15 protein-coding genes and 1 pseudogene are annotated in these 19,114 nt (G+C 67.9%); 9 read left to right on the plus strand and 7 right to left on the minus strand.

Annotated elements, in window-relative coordinates; genetic code table 11:
- Positions 1-30: 30 nt before the first annotated feature.
- Positions 31-875: pseudogene (locus tag MPPM_RS00415) on the plus strand (DUF4113 domain-containing protein); the annotation flags it as partial.
- Here MPPM_RS00415 and MPPM_RS00420 read toward each other — a convergent pair.
- On the minus strand, positions 876-2,189 hold the full coding sequence (locus MPPM_RS00420; protein WP_096482884.1) for an OmpP1/FadL family transporter: 1,314 nt from the start codon (positions 2,187-2,189) through the stop codon (positions 876-878). It abuts the pseudogene before it with no gap.
- 605 nt (positions 2,190-2,794) lie between these two features.
- Between MPPM_RS00420 and MPPM_RS00425 the strand changes: the two genes are divergently transcribed.
- From MPPM_RS00425 to MPPM_RS00460, 8 genes are all read left to right on the plus strand, one after another.
- The gene (locus tag MPPM_RS00425) at positions 2,795-4,516 is read left to right on the plus strand and encodes a long-chain-fatty-acid--CoA ligase (protein WP_096482885.1); all 1,722 of its coding nucleotides are present in this window, start codon (positions 2,795-2,797) and stop codon (positions 4,514-4,516) included.
- A 57-nt stretch (positions 4,517-4,573) separates the two neighbouring features.
- A complete protein-coding gene (locus MPPM_RS00430) occupies positions 4,574-4,978 on the plus strand; it encodes a MerR family transcriptional regulator (RefSeq protein WP_244573430.1) in 405 nt (134 codons plus the stop codon).
- A gap of 274 nt (positions 4,979-5,252) precedes the next feature.
- A complete protein-coding gene (locus MPPM_RS00435; RefSeq protein WP_059409521.1) occupies positions 5,253-6,389 on the plus strand; it encodes a thiolase family protein in 1,137 nt (378 codons plus the stop codon).
- The gene (locus MPPM_RS00440) at positions 6,389-8,710 is read left to right on the plus strand and encodes a 3-hydroxyacyl-CoA dehydrogenase/enoyl-CoA hydratase family protein (protein WP_043074400.1); all 2,322 of its coding nucleotides are present in this window, start codon (positions 6,389-6,391) and stop codon (positions 8,708-8,710) included. The genes MPPM_RS00435 and MPPM_RS00440 overlap by 1 nt, the downstream gene beginning before the upstream one ends.
- A 4-nt stretch (positions 8,711-8,714) precedes the next feature.
- Entirely contained in the window at positions 8,715-10,499 is a 1,785-nt protein-coding gene (locus tag MPPM_RS00445; protein ID WP_096482887.1) for an acyl-CoA dehydrogenase C-terminal domain-containing protein, read from the plus strand.
- A 64-nt stretch (positions 10,500-10,563) separates the two neighbouring features.
- Positions 10,564-10,872: an SCP2 sterol-binding domain-containing protein gene (locus MPPM_RS00450; RefSeq protein ID WP_043074401.1), complete on the plus strand. Its 309-nt coding sequence runs from the start codon at positions 10,564-10,566 to the stop codon at positions 10,870-10,872.
- A 64-nt stretch (positions 10,873-10,936) separates the two neighbouring features.
- On the plus strand, positions 10,937-11,686 hold the full coding sequence (locus MPPM_RS00455; RefSeq protein WP_096482889.1) for an electron transfer flavoprotein subunit beta/FixA family protein: 750 nt from the start codon (positions 10,937-10,939) through the stop codon (positions 11,684-11,686).
- Between the two features lie 70 nt (positions 11,687-11,756).
- Positions 11,757-12,701, plus strand: coding sequence for an electron transfer flavoprotein subunit alpha/FixB family protein (locus MPPM_RS00460; RefSeq protein ID WP_043074428.1), 945 nt, complete (start codon positions 11,757-11,759; stop codon positions 12,699-12,701).
- A gap of 76 nt (positions 12,702-12,777) precedes the next feature.
- Here MPPM_RS00460 and MPPM_RS00465 read toward each other — a convergent pair whose 3' ends face one another.
- The 6 genes from MPPM_RS00465 to MPPM_RS00490 all read right to left on the minus strand — a co-directional run bounded on the left by MPPM_RS00465 (position 12,778) and on the right by MPPM_RS00490 (position 19,093).
- A complete protein-coding gene (locus MPPM_RS00465; protein ID WP_244573431.1) occupies positions 12,778-14,301 on the minus strand; it encodes a TolC family protein in 1,524 nt (507 codons plus the stop codon).
- Positions 14,294-16,096, minus strand: a complete 1,803-nt coding sequence (locus MPPM_RS00470; protein WP_157914058.1) for an FUSC family protein — start codon at positions 16,094-16,096, stop codon at positions 14,294-14,296. The genes MPPM_RS00465 and MPPM_RS00470 overlap by 8 nt, the downstream gene beginning before the upstream one ends.
- A gap of 70 nt (positions 16,097-16,166) precedes the next feature.
- Positions 16,167-17,195: a multidrug transporter subunit MdtN gene (gene mdtN / locus MPPM_RS00475; RefSeq protein ID WP_043074402.1), complete on the minus strand. Its 1,029-nt coding sequence runs from the start codon at positions 17,193-17,195 to the stop codon at positions 16,167-16,169.
- A gap of 15 nt (positions 17,196-17,210) precedes the next feature.
- Complete coding sequence (locus tag MPPM_RS00480) at positions 17,211-17,423, minus strand: YtcA family lipoprotein (RefSeq protein ID WP_052516914.1); 213 nt, start codon at positions 17,421-17,423, stop codon at positions 17,211-17,213.
- A 582-nt stretch (positions 17,424-18,005) separates the two neighbouring features.
- The gene (locus tag MPPM_RS00485; RefSeq protein ID WP_244573432.1) at positions 18,006-18,824 is read right to left on the minus strand and encodes a TetR/AcrR family transcriptional regulator; all 819 of its coding nucleotides are present in this window, start codon (positions 18,822-18,824) and stop codon (positions 18,006-18,008) included.
- A complete protein-coding gene (locus tag MPPM_RS00490) occupies positions 18,821-19,093 on the minus strand; it encodes a hypothetical protein (protein ID WP_244573433.1) in 273 nt (90 codons plus the stop codon). The genes MPPM_RS00485 and MPPM_RS00490 overlap by 4 nt, the downstream gene beginning before the upstream one ends.
- Positions 19,094-19,114 lie beyond the last annotated feature (21 nt).

Genomic DNA, 19,114 nt, shown 5'->3' on the forward strand with positions numbered 1-19,114 from the left:
TTGTTGACAGAGCCGTTCGGGCTACGACCGGACCGACCCGCCCACGACCACTGGATGGCCCAGAACTTGACGCAGGACATCTGGGGCGTTGGCCCGGTGAACGCCCGCAAGCTTGGGGCGCTGGGGTGCGAGAGCGCCGCCGACGTGCGCGATCTCGACCCCCGGGCGGTGCGCAAGGCCATGACAGTGGTCGGCGAGCGGCTGTTGCGGCAGCTACGCGGCGAGGCCTGTCTCGACCTGGAGGAGGTCGCCGCGACTCGGAAGGGCTGCGCCGTGAACCGGAGCTTCTCCGACCGGGTCGAGGATCACGCAACGATGGAGCAGGCGGTCGCCGCCAACGCGACCCGGCTCGGGGAAAAGCTCCGCCGGGAGGGGTTCGGAACCGACCACGTCACGGTCTTCTTCCGCACCTCCGAGCACGACCGGACTCGGCTGCAGCGGTCGGTCTCGACGGTGGTGACCCTGCCGGAATCGTCGAACGACACTTTGGTGCTGGTGAAGGCCGCACTGCATGGCGTCCGCAAGACCTGGCGGGACGGCTTTTGTTATTCGAAGGCCGGAGTGGTCACGACGGACCTCCTGCCTCTCCACGCCTCCCAGCGAGCGATACCCGGCCTCGGCCAGCTCGACCGCGAGCGGGGGCCGCGCTGATGGCGGCGCTCGATGCCTGCAACCGGCGCTTCGGGCGCGGGGCGGTCGTCCCAGCCGCGGCCGGGTTCACCCCGGCGCGGGCATGGTCGACCAAGTTCGAGATGCGCTCGCCGCGCTACACGACCCGGCTGGACGAGATCCTGGTCGTTGCGGCGGACAATCCCGTACGATCTGCCTGGAAGGCTGCGATTTACCGTCAAGACAAATGCTGGGCGGAAACCTGATCAGTTCTTCCGGACCAGCGGGACGGGCGCCGGCGGCGGCGGGGCGCCGAAGGCGTAGCGGAAGCCGACCGAGACGATGTCGACGCTCGAATCGACCACACCCGCGAAGGCGATGTTGCCAACGTTGTAGTCCCGCCCGATGCCCGCGAGGATACGCGAGCGGTCCAGGAAGAGGTGAGAATAGGCGGCGTTCAGCGTCAGCTGATTGTTCCAGCGGTAGCTCGCACCGACGTTCAGGCTGTAGCGGTCGCCGTCCGGCAGGCGGACCGAGCGGTTGCTGAAGTCGATCGGCGAAGTCTCGTAGCCGAAGCCGGCGCGCACCGTCAGGGCGGCGTTCACGTCGTACTCACCGCCGATCGAGTAGTAATACCCGTCCTTGTAGTTCAGCGGCAGGGAGTTCACCGGTACGCCCAGCGTCTTCGACACGATGCCGACGGTGCCGAGCCTCGACCAGTTGTCCCACTCGAAGCCGAGGGACACGCGGGCGATCGGGCTCACCGCCTGGGTCAGGCCCACGCTGAGCTTCTCCGGCGTGTTGACGTTTGCGCGCACCTGTCCGGCCAGCGGCGCCAGGGCGAGGATCGGCACGCCGATCGAGCCGTCGATGTCGTGATGCACCGAGGAGCGGTAGCCGATGCCGAGCGCCGTCCCTTCCCAGGGCGTGATGTTCACGCCCGCGGTGAAGCCCACACCCCAGGACTCACCCTTCAGGAAGGAGCTGGGATAGGCCGTCGGGGGCAGGCCGGGAAGCGGCAGGGCCTGGCGCAGGGTTAGGCGGAAATACTCGATGTTCGGACCGGCGGCGACCGAGAGCCACTCGTTCACCTTGAAGCCGACGACCGGGTTGAAGACCAGCGAGAAGATTCGCGAAGAGCGACCGTAGACCTCGCCGGCCCAGACCTCGTTCGGCTTGGTAGTCAGGCCGAACGGCGCGCCGGTGGAGATGCCGAGCCAGAGGCGGTCGTTGATTTGGTAAGAGCTTGCACCCGCCGGGAGCACCGCGCCCTGGCCGATATCGCCCGAGCCGCCGAGGCCCCCGAAGGCCGGGTTGGTGCCGGTGGACGGGGTGATGGTCGCAGAGGGACCGAGATACGTGAGGTTCTGCTCGGTGACGAAGCCAGGCCGCATCGTGATGACGGCCGGGTTCCAGAACATCGACGACACGCCGCCGGAGCCGGCCGCCGCACCCGCGAATCCCAGGCCCTGGGCCTGCGTGCTCTGCTCCCGCAGGCCGAATGCGCCCGCAGATGCTTCCGTAACGGCGCAGAGCGCGGTGAGGACGGCAATCGAGCCGATGCGAAGGCGTGAATTCATGGTTTCCCCCACACGAATCCGCTGATTGAGCCGATGCGGATTTCGAATTTTGAGTCCGTTCCGGAGCGCCCAGGCTTAGCAGGCACGGGCGGGAGAAACGGCGGCTGGCAAGATCGGATGCCGAGGTGCCGAGACCGACTCATCGCGCCGGCTTGTGGCACTAACATAACCGATACGTCATGATGCTGACTAATGCTGCAAAAAGTTGCAAGCACGGATTGCCCCTTTCTCACCGAAATTCGATCGGCCGAATGTGATCGCCAATGGATGTGGCCTTTGGGCACCAACGGCGCTCTCGCTGCAGCGCACAACGACGTGTTGCGCAAATATTCGCGCGCGCGGTGTGAGGGCCGCCGATCTCGGCACGGAACGGCGGGCCGCGCCTCGGATCCTCGTCGGCAGCGAGATCTCGAAGGTCGACCACCGGCGTCCCGTCATCCGTCGGGCGCGGCAGAACCCAAGTTCGACCGGACACCGCCGCGATCGAATGCCGGGGTGGGGGCTTGCGTTTGGTTTACCTATGCGGATATAGACTAACGTATACGTCAATCCAGACCTGCTCGAACGAAGCGCTTCCGAAGAGAGCGACGCAGGAAGGGGGGAACATGTCGGCCACCCACGATGATGGCGGTTGCAGGCAAGCAGCCGCACCCTCGGCACCACGTCTGTCCGCCAGTGAGCCGAACACGTTGCCGGAGGTATTCGACCGGGCCGTGCGTCGTTTCGCGGACAGGCCGGCGCTCGATTTTTTCGGGCGGAAGTGGACCTATCGTGACGTCGGCGAGCTGACCGATCGCGTGGCCGAGGGCCTCATCCGCCTCGGCGTCGGACACGGCGTTAAGGTCGGTCTGTGCTTGCCGAACTCGCCGTATTCGGTGGTGTTCTACTTCGCCATTCTCAAGTCCGGCGGAACCGTCGTCAACTACAATCCACTCTATACCCCGCGGGAGTGCCTAGCGCAGATCCTCGATTCGGACACGACGATCATGGTCTTGCCCGACATAGAACGGGTCTATGGCCCCGTCGCCGCCGTGGCGGATGAGGCCGGTCTTCGCCATCTGGTCGTCTGTCCGTTTGCGGATGCTTTGCCCTTCGGCCGCGGCGTTCTCTATCGGCTGTTCAAGCGGACGGAAAAGGCCCGCGTTCATGACGATGCGCGGCACGTTTCCTTCTCGAAGCTGCTGTCCGGCCGCAGCGCTACCCAGCGACGTCCCGCACCGCGTCCGGACGATGTCGCGCTGCTGCAGTACACCGGCGGGACGACCGGCGTGCCCAAAGGTGCGATGCTGACCCACGCCAATCTCGCCGGAAACGTTCGTCAGTTGTCGCCCCTGATGCAGGGCGGAGGGCTGCGCGACGGACAAGAGCGAGTGCTCGCCGTGATCCCGCTGTTCCACGTCTTCGCGATGACCGTCGCGATGAATCTGGCCCTCGATATGGGCGCCCAGATCGTCCTCGTTCCGCAATTCAAGATCGAGGAACTCCTCGCCACGATCGCACGAACAAAGCCCACGTTCTTCCCGGCCGTCCCGACGATCTTCGCGGCGATCAACAAGGCGGCGGAAACGGCCGACGTCGATCTCCGCTCCATCCGTCTGTGCATCTCGGGCGGCGCGCCGCTGCCCGCCGAGGTCGGGGCCCGTTTCGAGGCGCTGACGGGATGCCGGCTGTCGGAAGGCTATGGGCTGACGGAGAGTTCGCCCGTCGTCAGCGTCAATCCGTTCGACGCCCGGCGTCGCGCGGGTTCGGTCGGCCTGCCACTGGTGGACACGACCATCGAGATCCGGGATCCGAACTGCCCCGATCGGCTGATGCCGGCTGGCGCAAAGGGCGAAGTCTACATCCGGGGCCCGCAGATCATGGCGGGTTACTGGCGCCGTCCGGCCGACTCCTCTGAGGTTCTGGTCGACGGGGCGCTCAGGACCGGGGACGTGGGCTACCGCGATCCGGAGGGATTCCTGTTCCTCGTCGATAGGATCAAGGATCTCATCATCTGTGGCGGATACAACGTCTATCCGCGCCAGATCGAGGATGCACTGTACGAGCACGAGGCCGTCGAAGAGGTGGTCGCGATCGGCATCCCGGATGCGTACCGCGGCGAAAGTCCCAAGGCGTTCGTGAAGCTGCGCGCCGGGTTCCCGACGACGCCCGATGAGCTTCGCGCCTTCCTCTCCGAGCGTATCTCGAAGATCGAGATGCCCAGGGAAATCGAGATCCGGACAAGCCTGCCGAAGACCGCGGTCGGCAAGCTGTCGAAGAAGGAACTGATCGCGGAGGAGCGCGAACGGGCCGGGCTGGCGGCCATGAACAGGCGGGCTTCGGCATGATGTTGACCCTAAGGACCCTCGGGGCATACGATGACGTTCTTCACGAAAAGGCCGTCTGTGTCCGAAACGCTGTACACCGTGACCCAACTCGCCACGGAATTGGGGGTTACGGCGAGGACGGTGCGCTTCTACGAGGACAAGGGGCTGCTGACCCCGCAGCGCGCCGGGAATACCCGCATCTTCGCCCATCGCGACAAGGTCCGGTTGATCCTCATCCTACGGGGCAAGCGGTTGGGCTTCTCGCTCCGCGAGATCAAGGAATATCTCGACCTCTACGCGGCCGATCCGACCCAGAGAGAGCAGTGGCGCGACCTTCTGAAGAAGGTTCAGGGCCGGATCGATCAACTCGTCGATCAGCAGAAGGCGCTCATCGAGACGCTCGGCGAACTGGAGAAGCTCAGGCTTTACGCTCTGGCCGGCCTCGACGACGCGGAGCCCGACAAGACGCGGCGCGCGCGCTAGCAAGGGCTCGCAAGAACCGTCGCCGGTCTCGCGACGAAGAACTGCTGCGCACCGAGGATTCAGTCGGACGCAGCGCCGGCCTGCCCGCGGGATGCCACCGCCGGGCGCCGGCAGGCTTTCCGGCCGCATCCCCGGGACTGCATCCCGCCCTGGAGGCGTGGGTCGGGCCGCACTTCACAAGCCCATGCGCCCAGGGCTTCGCGGAGGCGATGCGGCTGCCCGCAGCCGCGACGTCGCCGGCGCTCTCTCATCGTAGTCTTTCCGGGAGGTAAACATGACCGACATCGTCATCGCGGGCTATGCCCGCTCGCCCTTCACACCCGCGAAGAAGGGAGCGCTCGCCCGGGTCCGTCCCGACGACCTCGCCGCGCAGGTGGTGCGCAAGCTGGTCGCCGACATCGGGATCCCCTCGAAGGACATCGAGGACCTGATCGTCGGCTGCGCCTTCCCCGAGGGCGAGCAGGGCTTCAACATCGCCCGCCTGATCGGCCTGATGGCCGATCTCGACCTCGGCGTCGGCGGCGTCACGGTGAACCGCTTCTGCGGCTCGTCGATGCAGTCGGTCCACATGGCGGCGGGGCAGATCGCCCTCGGCGCGGGCGTGGCCTTCGTCTGCGCGGGTGTGGAGAGCATGAGCCGCGTGCCGATGATGGGCTTCAACCCGATGCCGAACCCGGCTCTCCATGAGAAGCGCCCCGGCGCCTACATGGGCATGGGCGACACCGCCGAGAACGTCGCCCGCCGCTGGGAGATCTCCCGTGCGGATCAGGAGGCCTTCGCGGTGGCGAGCCACCACAAGGCGGCCAAGGCGCAGGGAGAAGGGCGGCTTGCCGCCGAGATCGTCCCGATCGCCACCAAGGGCGGCACGGTCGAGACGGACGGCTGCATCCGGGCGGATGCCAGCGCCGAAGGTCTCGCCAGCCTCAAGCCCGCCTTCCAGCAGGACGGCTCAGTCACCGCCGGCACGTCCTCGCCGCTGACCGATGGCGCCTCGGCGGTGCTGGTGTGCAGCGCAGGCTTCGCGAACCGTCACGGGCTGAAGCCGCTGGCGCGGGTCGCCTCGGTCGCGGTCGCGGGCTGCGAGCCGGAGATCATGGGCATGGGTCCCGTCGTCGCCTCGCGCAAGGCCTTGGCCCGGGCGGGCATCGCCGCCGACGCCCTAAGCGTGGTCGAGCTGAACGAGGCCTTCGCCTCCCAGGCGCTCGCCTGCATGCGCGACCTCGGCCTCGACGAAAAGATCGTCAACATCGACGGCGGCGCCATCGCGCTCGGCCATCCGCTCGGCGCCACAGGGGCCCGCATCGTCGGCAAGGCGGCCTCGCTCCTGTCCCGCGAGGGCGGTCGCTTCGCGCTGGCCACCCAGTGCATCGGCGGCGGCCAGGGCATCGCCACCGTTCTGGAGCGCATCTGATGACCGGGATCCGCAAAGTCGCCGTCATCGGCGCCGGAGTCATGGGCGCCGGCATCGCCGCCCATGTCGCCAATGCCGGCATGCCGGTGCTCCTCATGGACATCGTCCCCGAGGGCGCCGCCGGCCGGAACGCGCTGGCCGAGGGCGCCATCGCGAAGCTGCTCAAGACCGAGCCCGCCGCCTTCATGTCCCCGCGGGCCGCCAAGCTCGTGGAGACGCTCAACGTCGAGGACCATCTCGACCGCCTCGGCGAGGTCGATTGGATCATCGAGGTGGTGATCGAGCGGCTTGACGCGAAACAGGCGCTCTACAAGCGGATCGACGCCGTGCGCCGGCCCGGCACGGCGGTCTCGTCGAACACCTCGACCATTCCGCTGGACGCGCTGGTCGAAGGGATGCCCGAGGCATTCCAGCGAGACTTCCTCATCACCCACTTCTTCAACCCGCCGCGCTACATGCGGCTTCTGGAGATCGTGACGGGGCCGAAGACCGATCCGGCGCTCGCCCAGACCGTGGCGGACTTCGCCGACCGCAAGCTCGGCAAGAGCATCGTCCGCTGCAAGGACCGGCCGGGTTTCATCGCCAACCGGCTCGGGATCTTCTGGATCCAGAACGCCATCGCGGCGGCCGACGACCTCGACGTGCCGGTGGAGGAGGCGGACGCGGTGATGGGCCGCCCCTTCGGCATCCCGAAGACCGGCGTGTTCGGCCTCGTCGATCTCGTCGGGCTCGACCTGATCCCGCACACCACGAAGAGCCTGCGGGCGGCCCTGCCGCCGGAGGACGCATTCCACGCCACCTATCGCGAGATGCCGGTGGTCACGAAGCTGATCGCGGAGGGCTTCACCGGCCGCAAGGGCAAGGGCGGCTTCTACCGCCTGAACCGGAAGGACGGGCAGAAGACCAAGGAAGCCATCGACCTAAAGACCGGTGAGTACAGGCCCTCCGCGAAGGCCGACTTGCCGGCGCTGAAGGAGGCCAAGGGCCCGCGCGCGGTGCTCGACCTGAAGGGCCGCGCCGGCGACTACGCCTGGAAGGTGATCGGCCCGACGTTGGCCTATGCCGCCGGGCTCGTCGGCGAGGCGAGCGACGAGGTCGCCGCCATCGATGAGGCCATGCGCCTGGGCTACAACTGGAAGTGGGGGCCGTTCGAGCTGACCGACAGGATCGGCGGTGCCTACGTGGCCGAGCGGCTGGCGAAGGACGGCCATGCCGTCCCGCCGATCCTCGCCGGGCTCAACGGCCAGACCTTCTACCGGGTCGAGAACGGCCGTCGGCAGGTGCTGCAGGCCGAGGGCGGCTACAAGGATGTCGTCCGCCCCGAGGGCGTTCTGCGGTTGGAGGACATCAAACTGTCCGCCAAGCCACTCCTCAAGAACGGCTCCGCCGCCCTGTGGGATATCGGCGACGGCGTGGTCTGCTTCGAGTTCATCTCGCAGTCGAACGCGCTGGACGAGCAGATCATGGTCTTGCTCGGCAAGACCATCAAGCTGATCAAGGATAAGTACAAGGCGCTCGTCGTCTACAACGAAGGCTCGAACTTCTCGGTCGGCGCGAATCTCGGGCTGGCCCTGTTCGCCGCCAACATCGCCGCCTGGGGCGAGATCGAGAAGCTGGTCAGCCTCGGTCAGCAGACCTACGGTCAGCTGAAATACGCGCCCTTCCCGGTGGTGAGCGCCCCCGCCGGCATGGCGCTTGGCGGCGGCTGCGAGATCCTTCTGCACAGCGATGCCGTGCAGGCCCATGCCGAGAGCTATATCGGCCTCGTGGAGGCGGGCGTCGGGCTCGTGCCGGCCTGGGGCGGCTGCAAGGAGATGCTGGCCCGCTGGCAATCGTCGCCGAAGCTGCCGAGGGGGCCGATGCCCGCCGCCGCCAAGGTGTTCGAGACGATCTCGACCGCCACGGTCGCCAAGTCGGCGGAGGAGGCCCGCGACCTCCTGTTCCTGCGCGAGAGCGACGGGATCACCATGAACCGCGACCGGCTGCTCGCCGACGCCAAGGCCAAGGCCCTGTCGCTCATCGAGGGCTACGAGGCACCCAAGCCCGTCACTGTGACGCTGCCCGGCCCCGCGGGCGGGGTCGCCATGCGCATGGCGGCGGAGGGCTTCGCCCGTCGCGGCATCGCCACCAAGCACGACCTCGTCGTGGCGGGGGAACTGGCCTCAGTGCTCTCCGGGGGCGAGGCCGACATCCTGGATGCGCTGGACGAGGATGCAATCCTCGAACTCGAACGTGACAGCTTCATGCGCCTCGTGCGGACGGAGGCGACCCTCGACCGCTTCGAGAGCGTCATCGAAACCGGCCGGCCGGTGAGGAACTGACCCGATGCAGACCTACAAGGCTCCCTTGCGCGACATGCGCTTCGTGCTGCACGAGTTGCACGCCGACGCCCAGCCCCTGCCGGGCCTGGAAGACTTCACCCCCGACGTCGCCGACGCCATCCTGGAGGAGGCCGGCAAGTTCTGCACGGAGCGCCTGCTGCCGCTGAACGCCTCCGGCGACGAGGAGGGCTGCTGCCTGGAGAACGGCGTCGTCCGTACGCCGAAGGGCTTTCCCGAGGCGTACAAGGCGTTCCGGGAGGGCGGCTGGACCGCCATGGGCGCGGACCCCGCCTATGGCGGCCAGGGCCTGCCGGCGGGCATCAACAAGCTCGTCGAGGAGATGATCTGCTCCACGAACCTGTCCTTCGGCCTCTATCCCGGCCTCAGCCACGGGGCCTATCAGGCGATCGAGGGCCACGCCTCGGAGGAGCTGAAGGCGGCCTACCTGCCGAAGCTCGTGGACGGCACGTGGTCCGGCACGATGTGCCTGACCGAACCCCATTGCGGCACCGATCTCGGCCTCCTGCGGACCAAGGCCGTGCCGCATGACGACGGGTCCTTTCGCGTCACCGGCTCGAAGATCTTCATCTCGGCGGGCGACCACGACCTCACCGAGAACATCATCCACTTGGTGCTGGCCAAGATCCCCGACGCGCCCAAGGGCGTGAAGGGTATCAGCCTGTTCCTCGTGCCGAAGTTCCTGCCGCGGGCGGACGGTTCGCCGGGCGAGCGCAATGGCGTGACCTGTAGCGCCCTTGAGCACAAGATGGGCATCAAGGCCTCGGCCACCTGCCAGATGTCGTTCGACGACGCCACGGGTTGGCTCGTGGGCGAGCCGCACAAGGGCATGCGCGCGATGTTCACGATGATGAACAGCGAGCGCCTGTCGGTCGGCATCCAGGGGCTCGGCGCGGGCGAGGCCGCCTACCAGGGCGCCATCGCCTACGCGAAGGAGCGCCTCCAGGGCCGCGCGCTCTCGGGCGCCAAGCGGCCGGACCTGCCCGCCGACCCGATCCTCGTCCACCCGGACGTGCGGCGGATGCTGATGACGATCCGCGCGTACAACGAGGGCTGCCGGGCGCTCGGCGCCTGGGTCGCCCGAAGCCTCGACGTGATGGAGCACCATCCCGATCCGGCCGAGCGGCGGCGGGCTGAGGATTTCTCCGCCCTGATGACCCCCATCGTGAAGGCGCTGTTCACCGATCTCGGCTTCGAATCGGCGAGCATCGGCATGCAGGTCTACGGCGGCCACGGCTTCATCCGCGACCACGGCATGGAGCAGTACGTCCGCGACGCCCGGATCTCGATGATCTACGAGGGCACAAACGGCATCCAGGCCCTCGACCTCGTCGGCCGCAAACTCCCGGCCCATGCCGGCCGCTACCTGCGCAGCTTCTTCCACCCGGTGCTCGCTGCCCTGGACGAGGCGATCGAGGACGACGACCTCGCCCCCCTCGCCCAGCCCCTGTCGAAGGCCTTCGGCGCCCTACAACTCGCCACCGCTCACATCGCCCAGCGGGGCCTCAAGGATCCGGAGGAGGCGGGTGCCGCCGCCACCGAGTACCTGCGTCTCTTCGGGTTGGTGGCGTTGGGCTACATGTGGCTGCGCACGGCCAAGGTCTCCCACACCGCGCTCGAGGCCGGGACGGACGAGCGCGACTTCTACGAGGCTAAGCTCGCGACGGCCCGCTTCTACATGGAGCGCATCCTGCCCCAGGTCGCGGGCCTGCTGGCGGCGGTGAAGTCCGGCAAGGGCGCGATGATGGCGCTCGACGAGGCGATGTTCTGACGGGAAGCTTCCTCGGCCGAAAACCGGGCGGGGGCATTCATTCGAGGCGATGCGGAGAAGAGCAATGGCGGATCTCGGGCAACTGGTCGATTGCATCGAGCAACGGTCGGAGGCGCTCAGTGCCCTCGGCTACCGGGTCCGGTTCGATCTCACCGATGGCGGCAGCATCCTCGTGGACGCGACCGGCGGCGGCGTGAACGTCTCCACCGGCGAGGGCGGCGAGGCCGATACGGTGATGAAGCTGAGTTCCGACAACCTTCTTAAGCTGGTGCGGGGCAAGCTGAGCCCGACGATCGCATTCTCTACCGGCCGCCTCAAGGTCCAGGGCTCGCAGGGCGTGGCGATGAAGCTCGCCGGTCTTCTCGATCAGTGATGCGTGCGCTGGAGGTGACGCCGGTCTGCGCGTGCAGCCATCGAAGATCTTCAGGAGAGACAGGATGAAGGTTCTTGTGCCCGTCAAGCGGGTTGTAGACTACAACGTCAAGATCCGCGTAAAGGCCGACGGCTCCGGGGTCGAACTCGCTAACGTCAAGATGTCGATGAACCCCTTCGACGAGATCGCCGTCGAGGAGGCGATCCGGCTCAAGGAGAAAGGCCAGGTCACCGAGATCGTGGCCATCTCGATCGGCCCGCAGGCTGCGCAGGAGACTCTGCGCACCGCGCTCGCCATGGGCGCCGACCGGGCTATTCTGGTGAAGACCGACGTCAACTGCGAGCCGCTCGCGGTCGCCAAGCTCCTGAAGGGGGTCGTGGAAAAGGAGAATCCCGAACTCGTCATCCTCGGCAAACAGGCGATCGACGACGATTCAAACCAAACCGGGCAGATGCTCGGCGCCCTGCTCGGCTGGCCGCAGGGCACCTTCGCGTACAAGATCGAGTTCGGCGAGGGCAGCCTCGACGTGATCCGCGAGGTCGATGGCGGCCTGCAGACCGTGACACTGACGCTTCCGGCGATCGTCACGACGGATCTACGCCTGAACGAGCCGCGCTACGCCTCCCTGCCAAACATCATGAAGGCGAAGAAGAAGCCGCTCGAAGAACTCGCGCCCGACGCGCTCGGTGTCGATGTGACGCCGAAGCTCACGGTGCTCAAGACTGCTGAGCCGCCGGGCCGGTCAGCCGGCGTCAAAGTCAGCTCCGCGGCCGAGCTGGTACAGAAACTCAAGGTCGAGGCCGGCGTCATATAAGTCTACGCAACCGTGGCCGCGCTCCCGCTACGGTCGAGCGCGGCCCGCACACACAGGGGTTCGCACGCACATGACCACACTTCTCTTCGTCGAGCACGGCAACGGCCGGATCAAGGACGGCACGCTCAAGGCGCTGACCGCCGCCAAGACTATCGGCGCACCGATCCACGCCCTCGTGCTCGGTTCCGGATCGAAATCCGTGGCGGAAGCGGCCGCCAAGCTCGACGGCGTCGAGAAGGTGCTCGTTGCCGAGGATGCGGTCTACGATCACGATCTCGCCGAGCCGGTCGGGGCTTTGATAGCGTCGATCGCCGACCCCTACGAGACGGTCATCGCCTCGGCCTCGACCACGGGCAAGAACGTGCTGCCGCGCGTGGCCGCCCTGCTCGACGTGGCGCAGGTGTCGGACATCATCAAGGTCATCGCACCCGACACCTTCGAGCGGCCGATCTACGCCGGCAATGCGATCCAGACCGTGCAGACGCCGACCGGCAAGCGTGTGATCACGGTGCGCACCGCGGCCTTCAAGGCCGCCGAGGAAAGTGGAGCCGCGGCCCCGATCGAGCCGGTCTCCGCCGCCGCGCCTGACGCGGCCCGTTCGAGCTTCAAGGGCGAGGAGATCGCCAAGTCCGACCGCCCGGAGCTGGCCTCCGCGCGGATCATCGTATCGGGTGGCCGCTCGCTAGGATCGTCGGACAAGTTCCATGAGTTGATCGAGCCCCTAGCTGACAGCCTCGGCGCGGCGGTGGGTGCCTCGCGCGCAGCCGTGGATGCCGGCTACGCGCCGAACGACTGGCAGGTCGGCCAGACCGGCAAGGTCGTGGCCCCGGACCTCTACGTAGCGGTCGGCATCTCCGGCGCGATCCAGCATCTGGCCGGCATGAAGGACTCGAAGATCATCGTCGCGATCAACAAGGATGAGGACGCGCCAATCTTCCAAGTTGCCGATTACGGCCTCGTTGGCGATCTGTTCCAGGTCGTCCCGGAGCTGCGATCCGAGATTGCTAAAGCTTAAAGCTAGAGGCTCATTCAGTAAGCAGGTCCCGGCGGCACGCCAAGTGCAGATCGTCGTCGGGACGGCGGCGCCGCGGTCATCGTGAGAAAGCCCGGGCGTTGGTCGCGCTACCCATGGCGAAAGCCAGCGTGGCGGCGGCGATCTGCGCCGTGCCATGGGCCTGGCCCCGCGCATTCCGGGCCGCCAAGAGAGCCCTCTGCGCCTCCAGCGCCGCCGTGATCGTCCCCGCGCCGCTGCGATAGGCAGACAGGGTCGCGTCGTAACTGACCGCGGACGCTGCCACGAGCGTGGTAGCGGCGCGGAACGCGGCGAGCGCGCTCTTCAGCGCGTCGACCGACACGACCACTTCCCGCGCCGCGTCCTGCTGTAGGCGGATGAACGTGTCCTCGGCCTGCGCGGTCCGGGACCTCGCCTCTTCGAGGCGCGCGGCCCGCACGCCTCCGTCGAAGATCGGCACGGAAACGCCGCCGAGCACGGTGACGTTGCTGCTTCCTGGCGACGTGCCAAGGGCGGAGCTCCCGACGTTCCCCACGATGGGCAACGACGTCACGCTCAGCCGGCCGTTCACGGAGTTCCCCGAGACCGACGTGAAGACCTTCGGCAGGAAGTCGGCTTCCGCCGCGGCGACGCCGGCGCGGCTGGCCTGTGCGGTCGCGACCGCGACCTGCAGGTCCGGCCTGTGGCGCAGGGCCGTTCCGACGAGCGTTTCCAGGGGGGCACCGACCAATGGGGGCAGAGGATGGACGGAAGCGTCCTCGACGCGGATCCGCGTGACCGGCGACACGCCCATCGCGCCGATGAGGCCGTTGTAGGAATCCCGCTCGGCGTTCCGGCCCTGGACCAGGTCGAAGTCGGCCTGGGCGAGCATCTGCTTGGCCTGCGCGACCTCGACGGTGGTCCCGACGCCCTGGTGCAGGCGGCTCTCGGCGGCGTCGAGGACGGCCCGCGCGTCACGCTGCGACGCACCCGCGATGCGGACGCGCTCGCGGGCGGCGCCGAACTCGTAGAACTGCCGCCCGACGTCATAGATGATCTTCTGGTGGACGGCGTTGAACGAGATGTTCGAGGCGAGCGACAGCTTGCCGGCCGCCTTCGCCAGCGCGTCACGCTGCCCGAAATCGAACAGGAGCCACTGCAAGGCTGCCGTCGAGACCGTGCCGGTAGCCTCGGTCCCGAGGTTGCCGGTCCGGCCGGTGAGCGGCAGCGTCTGGCTCGACGAGGTATACTGATACCCGCCGAGGACCGTGGCGGTGACGACCGGCAGGTAGCTCGCCTTGACGATGCCGACCGCCAAAGCCGCCTGCCGGGCCTGCTCCCATGCGATGCGGGTCGTCGGGTTCGTGGTCTGCGCGATGTCGATGAGTTCCGGCAAGGTGTGGACCCGGACGGGGTCTGTGGCCGGCGGCGGTTGAACGACCGCGAGCGCAGGCCTGGCCGGGAGACCGAAATCGACCTCGCTCATCTCGATGGGCGCCGGTGCGCCTGGCGGCACGAAGGGCGTGCCGGGCGTCGCCGGGGCGAGGTCCAGGGACGACGTCGCGCATCCCGCCGTGAGGAGGACGGTCGCCAAACCGAAGGCGCGACGGAGTATCCTAAGCATGTGCGTGACGCCTCGCTGCGTCCGAACGGAGCGTCCGCCACGCCTCGGCGAACCCGGCCACGTCCGGGGCGCCCCTTGCGGGCGCTTCGGGGTCGTCCGCCTCGTGCATCGCCCCGTCCACGGCAGCCGCCATGGCTCGGGCACCGGCCATGGCGGGGGGGCGGTGCTCCGCGGCGAGCGATCCGATGCGGGCCGCGCGCTCGTAGAGACCCTCCCCGGCGTCGAGCATGTCGGTGGCGGGCCGCGCCCGTTCGGGGCCGTCGCCCGGCTCGTAGGCCAGGGCGTCGATCTGGTCCCGCAGGCGCTCCAGGGCTTCCAGCGCGCCGGGGTCGGAACGCTGGCCGACGGGACCGGTCTCCTCCCTCGCCACGAGGCCGCGGATGCCGGCGAGGAAGCGGCGCACCGTCGCCTCCACCTCCGGCAGGATCGAAACGGGGTAGAGCCGGGTCGCCACCAGGAAGATCACGAGGTCGCCGAAGACGATGCCGATGATCCTGTCGCGGGCGACGGTCAGATCCGTCTTCAGCGCGAAGCCCTGCAGTACGCACAGGCAGAACGCGAAGGCGATCTGGATGCCCATGTACGAAATCCGCTCGCTGCCGACGACGACCCACGCGCTCGGCAGGACGACGGCGGCGACGACGACGAGCAGGCCGGTGATGCCGTCGATGTGCGGCAGGACGTACACGAGGGTCGCGAGGCCGAGCGTCGCGCCGATCAGGCAGCCGGATAGGCGCAGGACCAGCTTCCGGTTGGTCTCGCCGACCGTGAGCAGCGACCCCACGAAGCACGTGATCATGCAGGTGTGGATGCCCGGCCAGTCGAGGATGGCGTAGGTGAGGTAGCAGGCCATCGCCGCCAACGTCGTCTTCAGCGCGTAGCGGACGTGGTCGGGGTTCGAGAACGCGTCGGGTTTGAGGAATCCCGATTTCGCGACCTTCGGCTTCGCTGCGGCCCGGCCGCTCGCGAAAGCCTCCTCCGCTTCCGTGACCAGATCCCCGAGGGCGTCTCCCGGCTGGACGGCCGGCCTTGCGCCCCCTGTCGTCGGTCGCCCGTGTTCGACCGTCTGCGCCAGGTCCCGGCACCGGGCGCCGAGGTCGGGACGGTCCGTGGGCTGTCCGGCGCCCCCACCGGCGGCAAGCCTGATCAGGAGCGCCCGACTGACGGGCATCAGGGCGCCCAGCCGCGCCGCCGACGTCCGCTTCAGACGGCCCAGGAGACCGGCCAGACGTACCAGCTTCCGGATCGCGCCATCGTCCAGGTCCACGACGCGAATGGCATCCGCGCGGCCCGGGTCCTCGAAGCACGCGGCAGCGAGCCTGAGGCGTTCCGCCAGCGCCTCCCTCGCGAGCCGCTCCGGATGCCGGCCGAAGGGCAGGTTGAAGGCGATCAACACCGCGAGCGGCATCATCGAGAACTGCAGGGCATAAAGCAGGCCCCGGGTCACGAGCTCGCCGTTGGCGCCCTTGCCGAGCAGGTCGATGCCGTAGGCGAGGACGAGGCCTATCGTGTTGCCCAGGGCGCCGAGCTTGCTCGCCGAGGCTAACCAAAGGATGCCGAACGACAGCAGGACCATCGCGGCGACCCGCGCCTGGGGGAAGTCCAGGGTCAGGATCGCGACGGCGAAGATGATCCCCACGATGATGGGCAGCAGCACCGAGAGGGCGATGCACATCAGGACGGTGGTCGCGCTGTCGGGCTTCTGCAGGAAGAGGACGAGGAAGACGCTGACCGCGGTCTCGGGGACCTTGAAGGTCATCGATGCCAGGACGACGAGCACGGACACCGCGGTCACCCGCGGGGCCATCCCGGTGCGGCCTGGGAAAGGCGCCAACTCGGCGAGGAGGGGCGACGGGCCGCGTGCTTCAGCAGTCGCCATCGCGGGGTATCCTGACGATGGCGCTGGCGCCCAGCCGGGCGAGATCCTCCGGCGGGTTCTCCAGCTTCACGCGCACGGGGAACCGCTGGGCGACGTGGACCCAGTCGACGGAACGGACGACGATGGGGACCGAACGCGGCAGGTTCACCCGGTCCTGTCCCGAGACGCCGTAGCCGATGCTGTCGACGCGTCCCTTGATGGGCACAGTCCGGTCGATCATCGAGTACACGACCGCGCACCCGCCGCCCCGGATGCGGTTGAGTTCGGTCTCGCGGAAGTTGGCGACGGCGAACCACTCGTCGGTGACGATCAGGGTGAAGAGCGACTGGCCGGGGGCGACGAATTCCCCCGACTTGACGGTGAGGCCGGTGACGCGGCCTTCGTGGGGCGCCTTGACGACCGTGTTCGCGAGGTCACGCGCCGCCAGGGCCGCCGTGGCCTTGCGGGTCTCCAGGTTGGCCTTCGCCGATTCCGTGTCACCGACCGCGCCGCGGGCGGCGGCGGCCTGCTGCATCGCCTGGGTCAGGCTTGTCTCGGCGTTGCGTTTGGCCGTGGCGGCATCGTCCACCTGCTGATCCGACACGTACCCCTTCGGATGCAGCGGCTTGATCCGCGCCAGGGTGTTCGTGGCCAGTTCGAGGTTTGAACGGGCGCGCACGACCTGCTGATCGGCGATCTCCACGTTCGCCCGCTCGGTGGCGACGGCCCGGGTCTGGCTCGCGAGCAGGCCCTCGCCGGCCTTCACCTCGGCCAGGGCCGCCTCCAGGCGCAGGCGGTAGGGCTCCGGGTCGATGCGGAACACCACCTCGTCCTTCCGGACCAGTTGGTTCTCCTGCACCGGCAACTCGACGATCCGTCCCCCGACCGAGGCGGCCATGTGGACCACGTCCGCATCGATGGACGCATCGTCGGAGGTCGGGTTGTGCTGCGTCGCGCGGTAGTAGCTCCAGCCTACGCCGACCGCCGTGAGGATGATCGCGAGGGCGACGAGCCTGCCGAGGAGTGCCTTAACCATGCGGCCGCATATCGCTCACGGGCCGAACAGCAGCAGCCAGAGGCCACAGTCGATGGCCAAGGCCGCACAGGTGTAGGTCAGCAGCTTGAACGGGATGCCGTCGTCGAGTTGGATGACGGAGAATGCCACCCTGAGCGACAACGCGCCGACGATCCCCGCGACCGCGCAGACGAGCCACGCAGGGAAGAAGGCCCCGAAGAGGCTGAAGGTCGGTGCCGCGGCTTGCATCACTGCCATCGTCCGGGAAGCCGGCACATTCACTGAGCCCCCCGGCCGATGGTGCTTCGGCCCTCGGGCCGGAGCAGGGACGCTACGGGCAGGCGGCCCTGAACGCTTGAACGATACGACTGACTTGCCGTCGCTGGCGGCAGCCGAGACGAAGTTCTCCACCGCGGCTTAAGGCGATGGGTTCGAAGTTCTTCGAACAAGTGATGGCTTCGGCACGGGGGTAGCCGATGATCCTGCCGCGGCTGGATTTCGGTCCACCGGCACCGGCGAAGGCTTTCCTTGCCGCGGACCGCCCCCCGGAAGTCGGCGAGGTCGGAGGCCGCGCGGGGATCGGGCTTATTGCCCGCGCGGCCTGCTGGCTGGACTTCCGGCGAGGGGGCGAAGCCGAAGGCCCAGCGTCCTATGCGGAGGCGTGGTCGGCCTCCGTGAGAGGATGGACGTCGAACGAAGGTGAGCGGCATGGCGGCTCTCTCAATCTTCACCATCGTGCCCGGGACCGCTGGCCAGCCGGGACCCGGCTGGTGATGCCGGCGTCCCGTCGCTCGGTCCGGCGCCATCGACGTCGGGAGAAGGCTGGTCGGGTCAGGCGGCCCGGTGAAGCAGCGATGCGACCACGGTCTCGGCCATGCGCCTGCGCGCCTCTTCGACGTCGATGTCGGGCGCGAGCCGATTCAGCATCGCCGGGAAGGCGGGCGGCTGGCCCACGGCACCGTTGAGCAGCGAGAAGAACAGGGCCGGATGGCTGCTGCGCACGATCCCGGCCTCGATGCCGGCTGCGAACAACGAACGGCAGGCCTCGTAGGCCGGCCTGAGGAGGCGCTCCGTCACCATCACCGCTCGCTCGGGGGCGTCCGACCCGTGGTGGAAGACGAAATCCCTTACCTCCGGATGGACCGCGTAGAAGTTCGCGACCGTGGTGATGAGATTGCTCAGACGTTCGTAAAAGGGCCTATCCGATTGCCTGGAAAGCTTTCCGACCTCGTCGATGACAGGCGTCGTCGCCGTCACGATTAAGTCGAGGCAGGCTTCCCAGAGCTCCGCCTTGCTGCCGAAATGGATGCGAACCAGGTTCGGGCTGACCCCCGCAGCGATGGAAATGCTCCGGATGTCGGCTCCGTCGAAGCCGTCGTTGGAGAACGCGAGGGTCGCCGCACGGAGAAGGGCCTGCCGACCGTCCGGCATGTCTTTGGTCCTGCGGCCGCGCGGACGGGTTCCCGCCTCGGCCGGCCCTCTGGGTCGAGAAACCATCCCACCCGCCGAATAAGTGTCCTTTCGTACATATAACGTCGGGCGTCGACGCTGCAAGCAGACGCGGCGGCCCACCGAGGGCGGATGACCGTGACCGGCCTCGCCGCCCACCCCGTCGCCGGCCAGGGGCTGGTCGAGTGGTGCCGCGGTCATCGACGGCTCGCGATCACGGTGCGGCAGGCCGGACTGAGATGGTCGATGTTCTCGACCAGGCAGTTGGTGATGGCGGTCCGGTTCGGGATGAAGGCCCGGCAGAGATTCATGACGTCAGATGTGCATGCCTGGCGGTCGCGGATCGTCTCCGACGGGGTGTCGTGAAACTCCTGTGCCTCGACCTGCATGACCGATCCGACGAGGCACGTCAGCACCAGTCCGACGAGCGCGGTGGGAAGGTGCTTTTTACGGGGGCCTACGGCTCTCATCGATGATCTCCATGTTTCTGC

Source organism: Methylorubrum populi, assembly GCF_002355515.1.
Classification (GTDB): Bacteria; Pseudomonadota; Alphaproteobacteria; order Rhizobiales; family Beijerinckiaceae; genus Methylobacterium; species Methylobacterium populi_A.

Coding starts and splice junctions, on each gene's coding strand:
- MPPM_RS00465 (WP_244573431.1), bottom strand. CDS start 14,301: ATGCTTAGGATACTCCGTCGCGCCTTCGGTTTGGCGACCGTCCTCCTC.
- MPPM_RS00425 (WP_096482885.1), top strand. CDS start 2,795: ATGTCGGCCACCCACGATGATGGCGGTTGCAGGCAAGCAGCCGCACCC.
- MPPM_RS00480 (WP_052516914.1), bottom strand. CDS start 17,423: ATGCAAGCCGCGGCACCGACCTTCAGCCTCTTCGGGGCCTTCTTCCCT.
- mdtN (WP_043074402.1), bottom strand. CDS start 17,195: ATGGTTAAGGCACTCCTCGGCAGGCTCGTCGCCCTCGCGATCATCCTC.
- MPPM_RS00490 (WP_244573433.1), bottom strand. CDS start 19,093: ATGAGAGCCGTAGGCCCCCGTAAAAAGCACCTTCCCACCGCGCTCGTC.
- MPPM_RS00460 (WP_043074428.1), top strand. CDS start 11,757: ATGACCACACTTCTCTTCGTCGAGCACGGCAACGGCCGGATCAAGGAC.
- MPPM_RS00445 (WP_096482887.1), top strand. CDS start 8,715: ATGCAGACCTACAAGGCTCCCTTGCGCGACATGCGCTTCGTGCTGCAC.
- MPPM_RS00440 (WP_043074400.1), top strand. CDS start 6,389: ATGACCGGGATCCGCAAAGTCGCCGTCATCGGCGCCGGAGTCATGGGC.
- MPPM_RS00485 (WP_244573432.1), bottom strand. CDS start 18,824: ATGACCGCGGCACCACTCGACCAGCCCCTGGCCGGCGACGGGGTGGGC.
- MPPM_RS00420 (WP_096482884.1), bottom strand. CDS start 2,189: ATGAATTCACGCCTTCGCATCGGCTCGATTGCCGTCCTCACCGCGCTC.
- MPPM_RS00435 (WP_059409521.1), top strand. CDS start 5,253: ATGACCGACATCGTCATCGCGGGCTATGCCCGCTCGCCCTTCACACCC.
- MPPM_RS00450 (WP_043074401.1), top strand. CDS start 10,564: ATGGCGGATCTCGGGCAACTGGTCGATTGCATCGAGCAACGGTCGGAG.
- MPPM_RS00455 (WP_096482889.1), top strand. CDS start 10,937: ATGAAGGTTCTTGTGCCCGTCAAGCGGGTTGTAGACTACAACGTCAAG.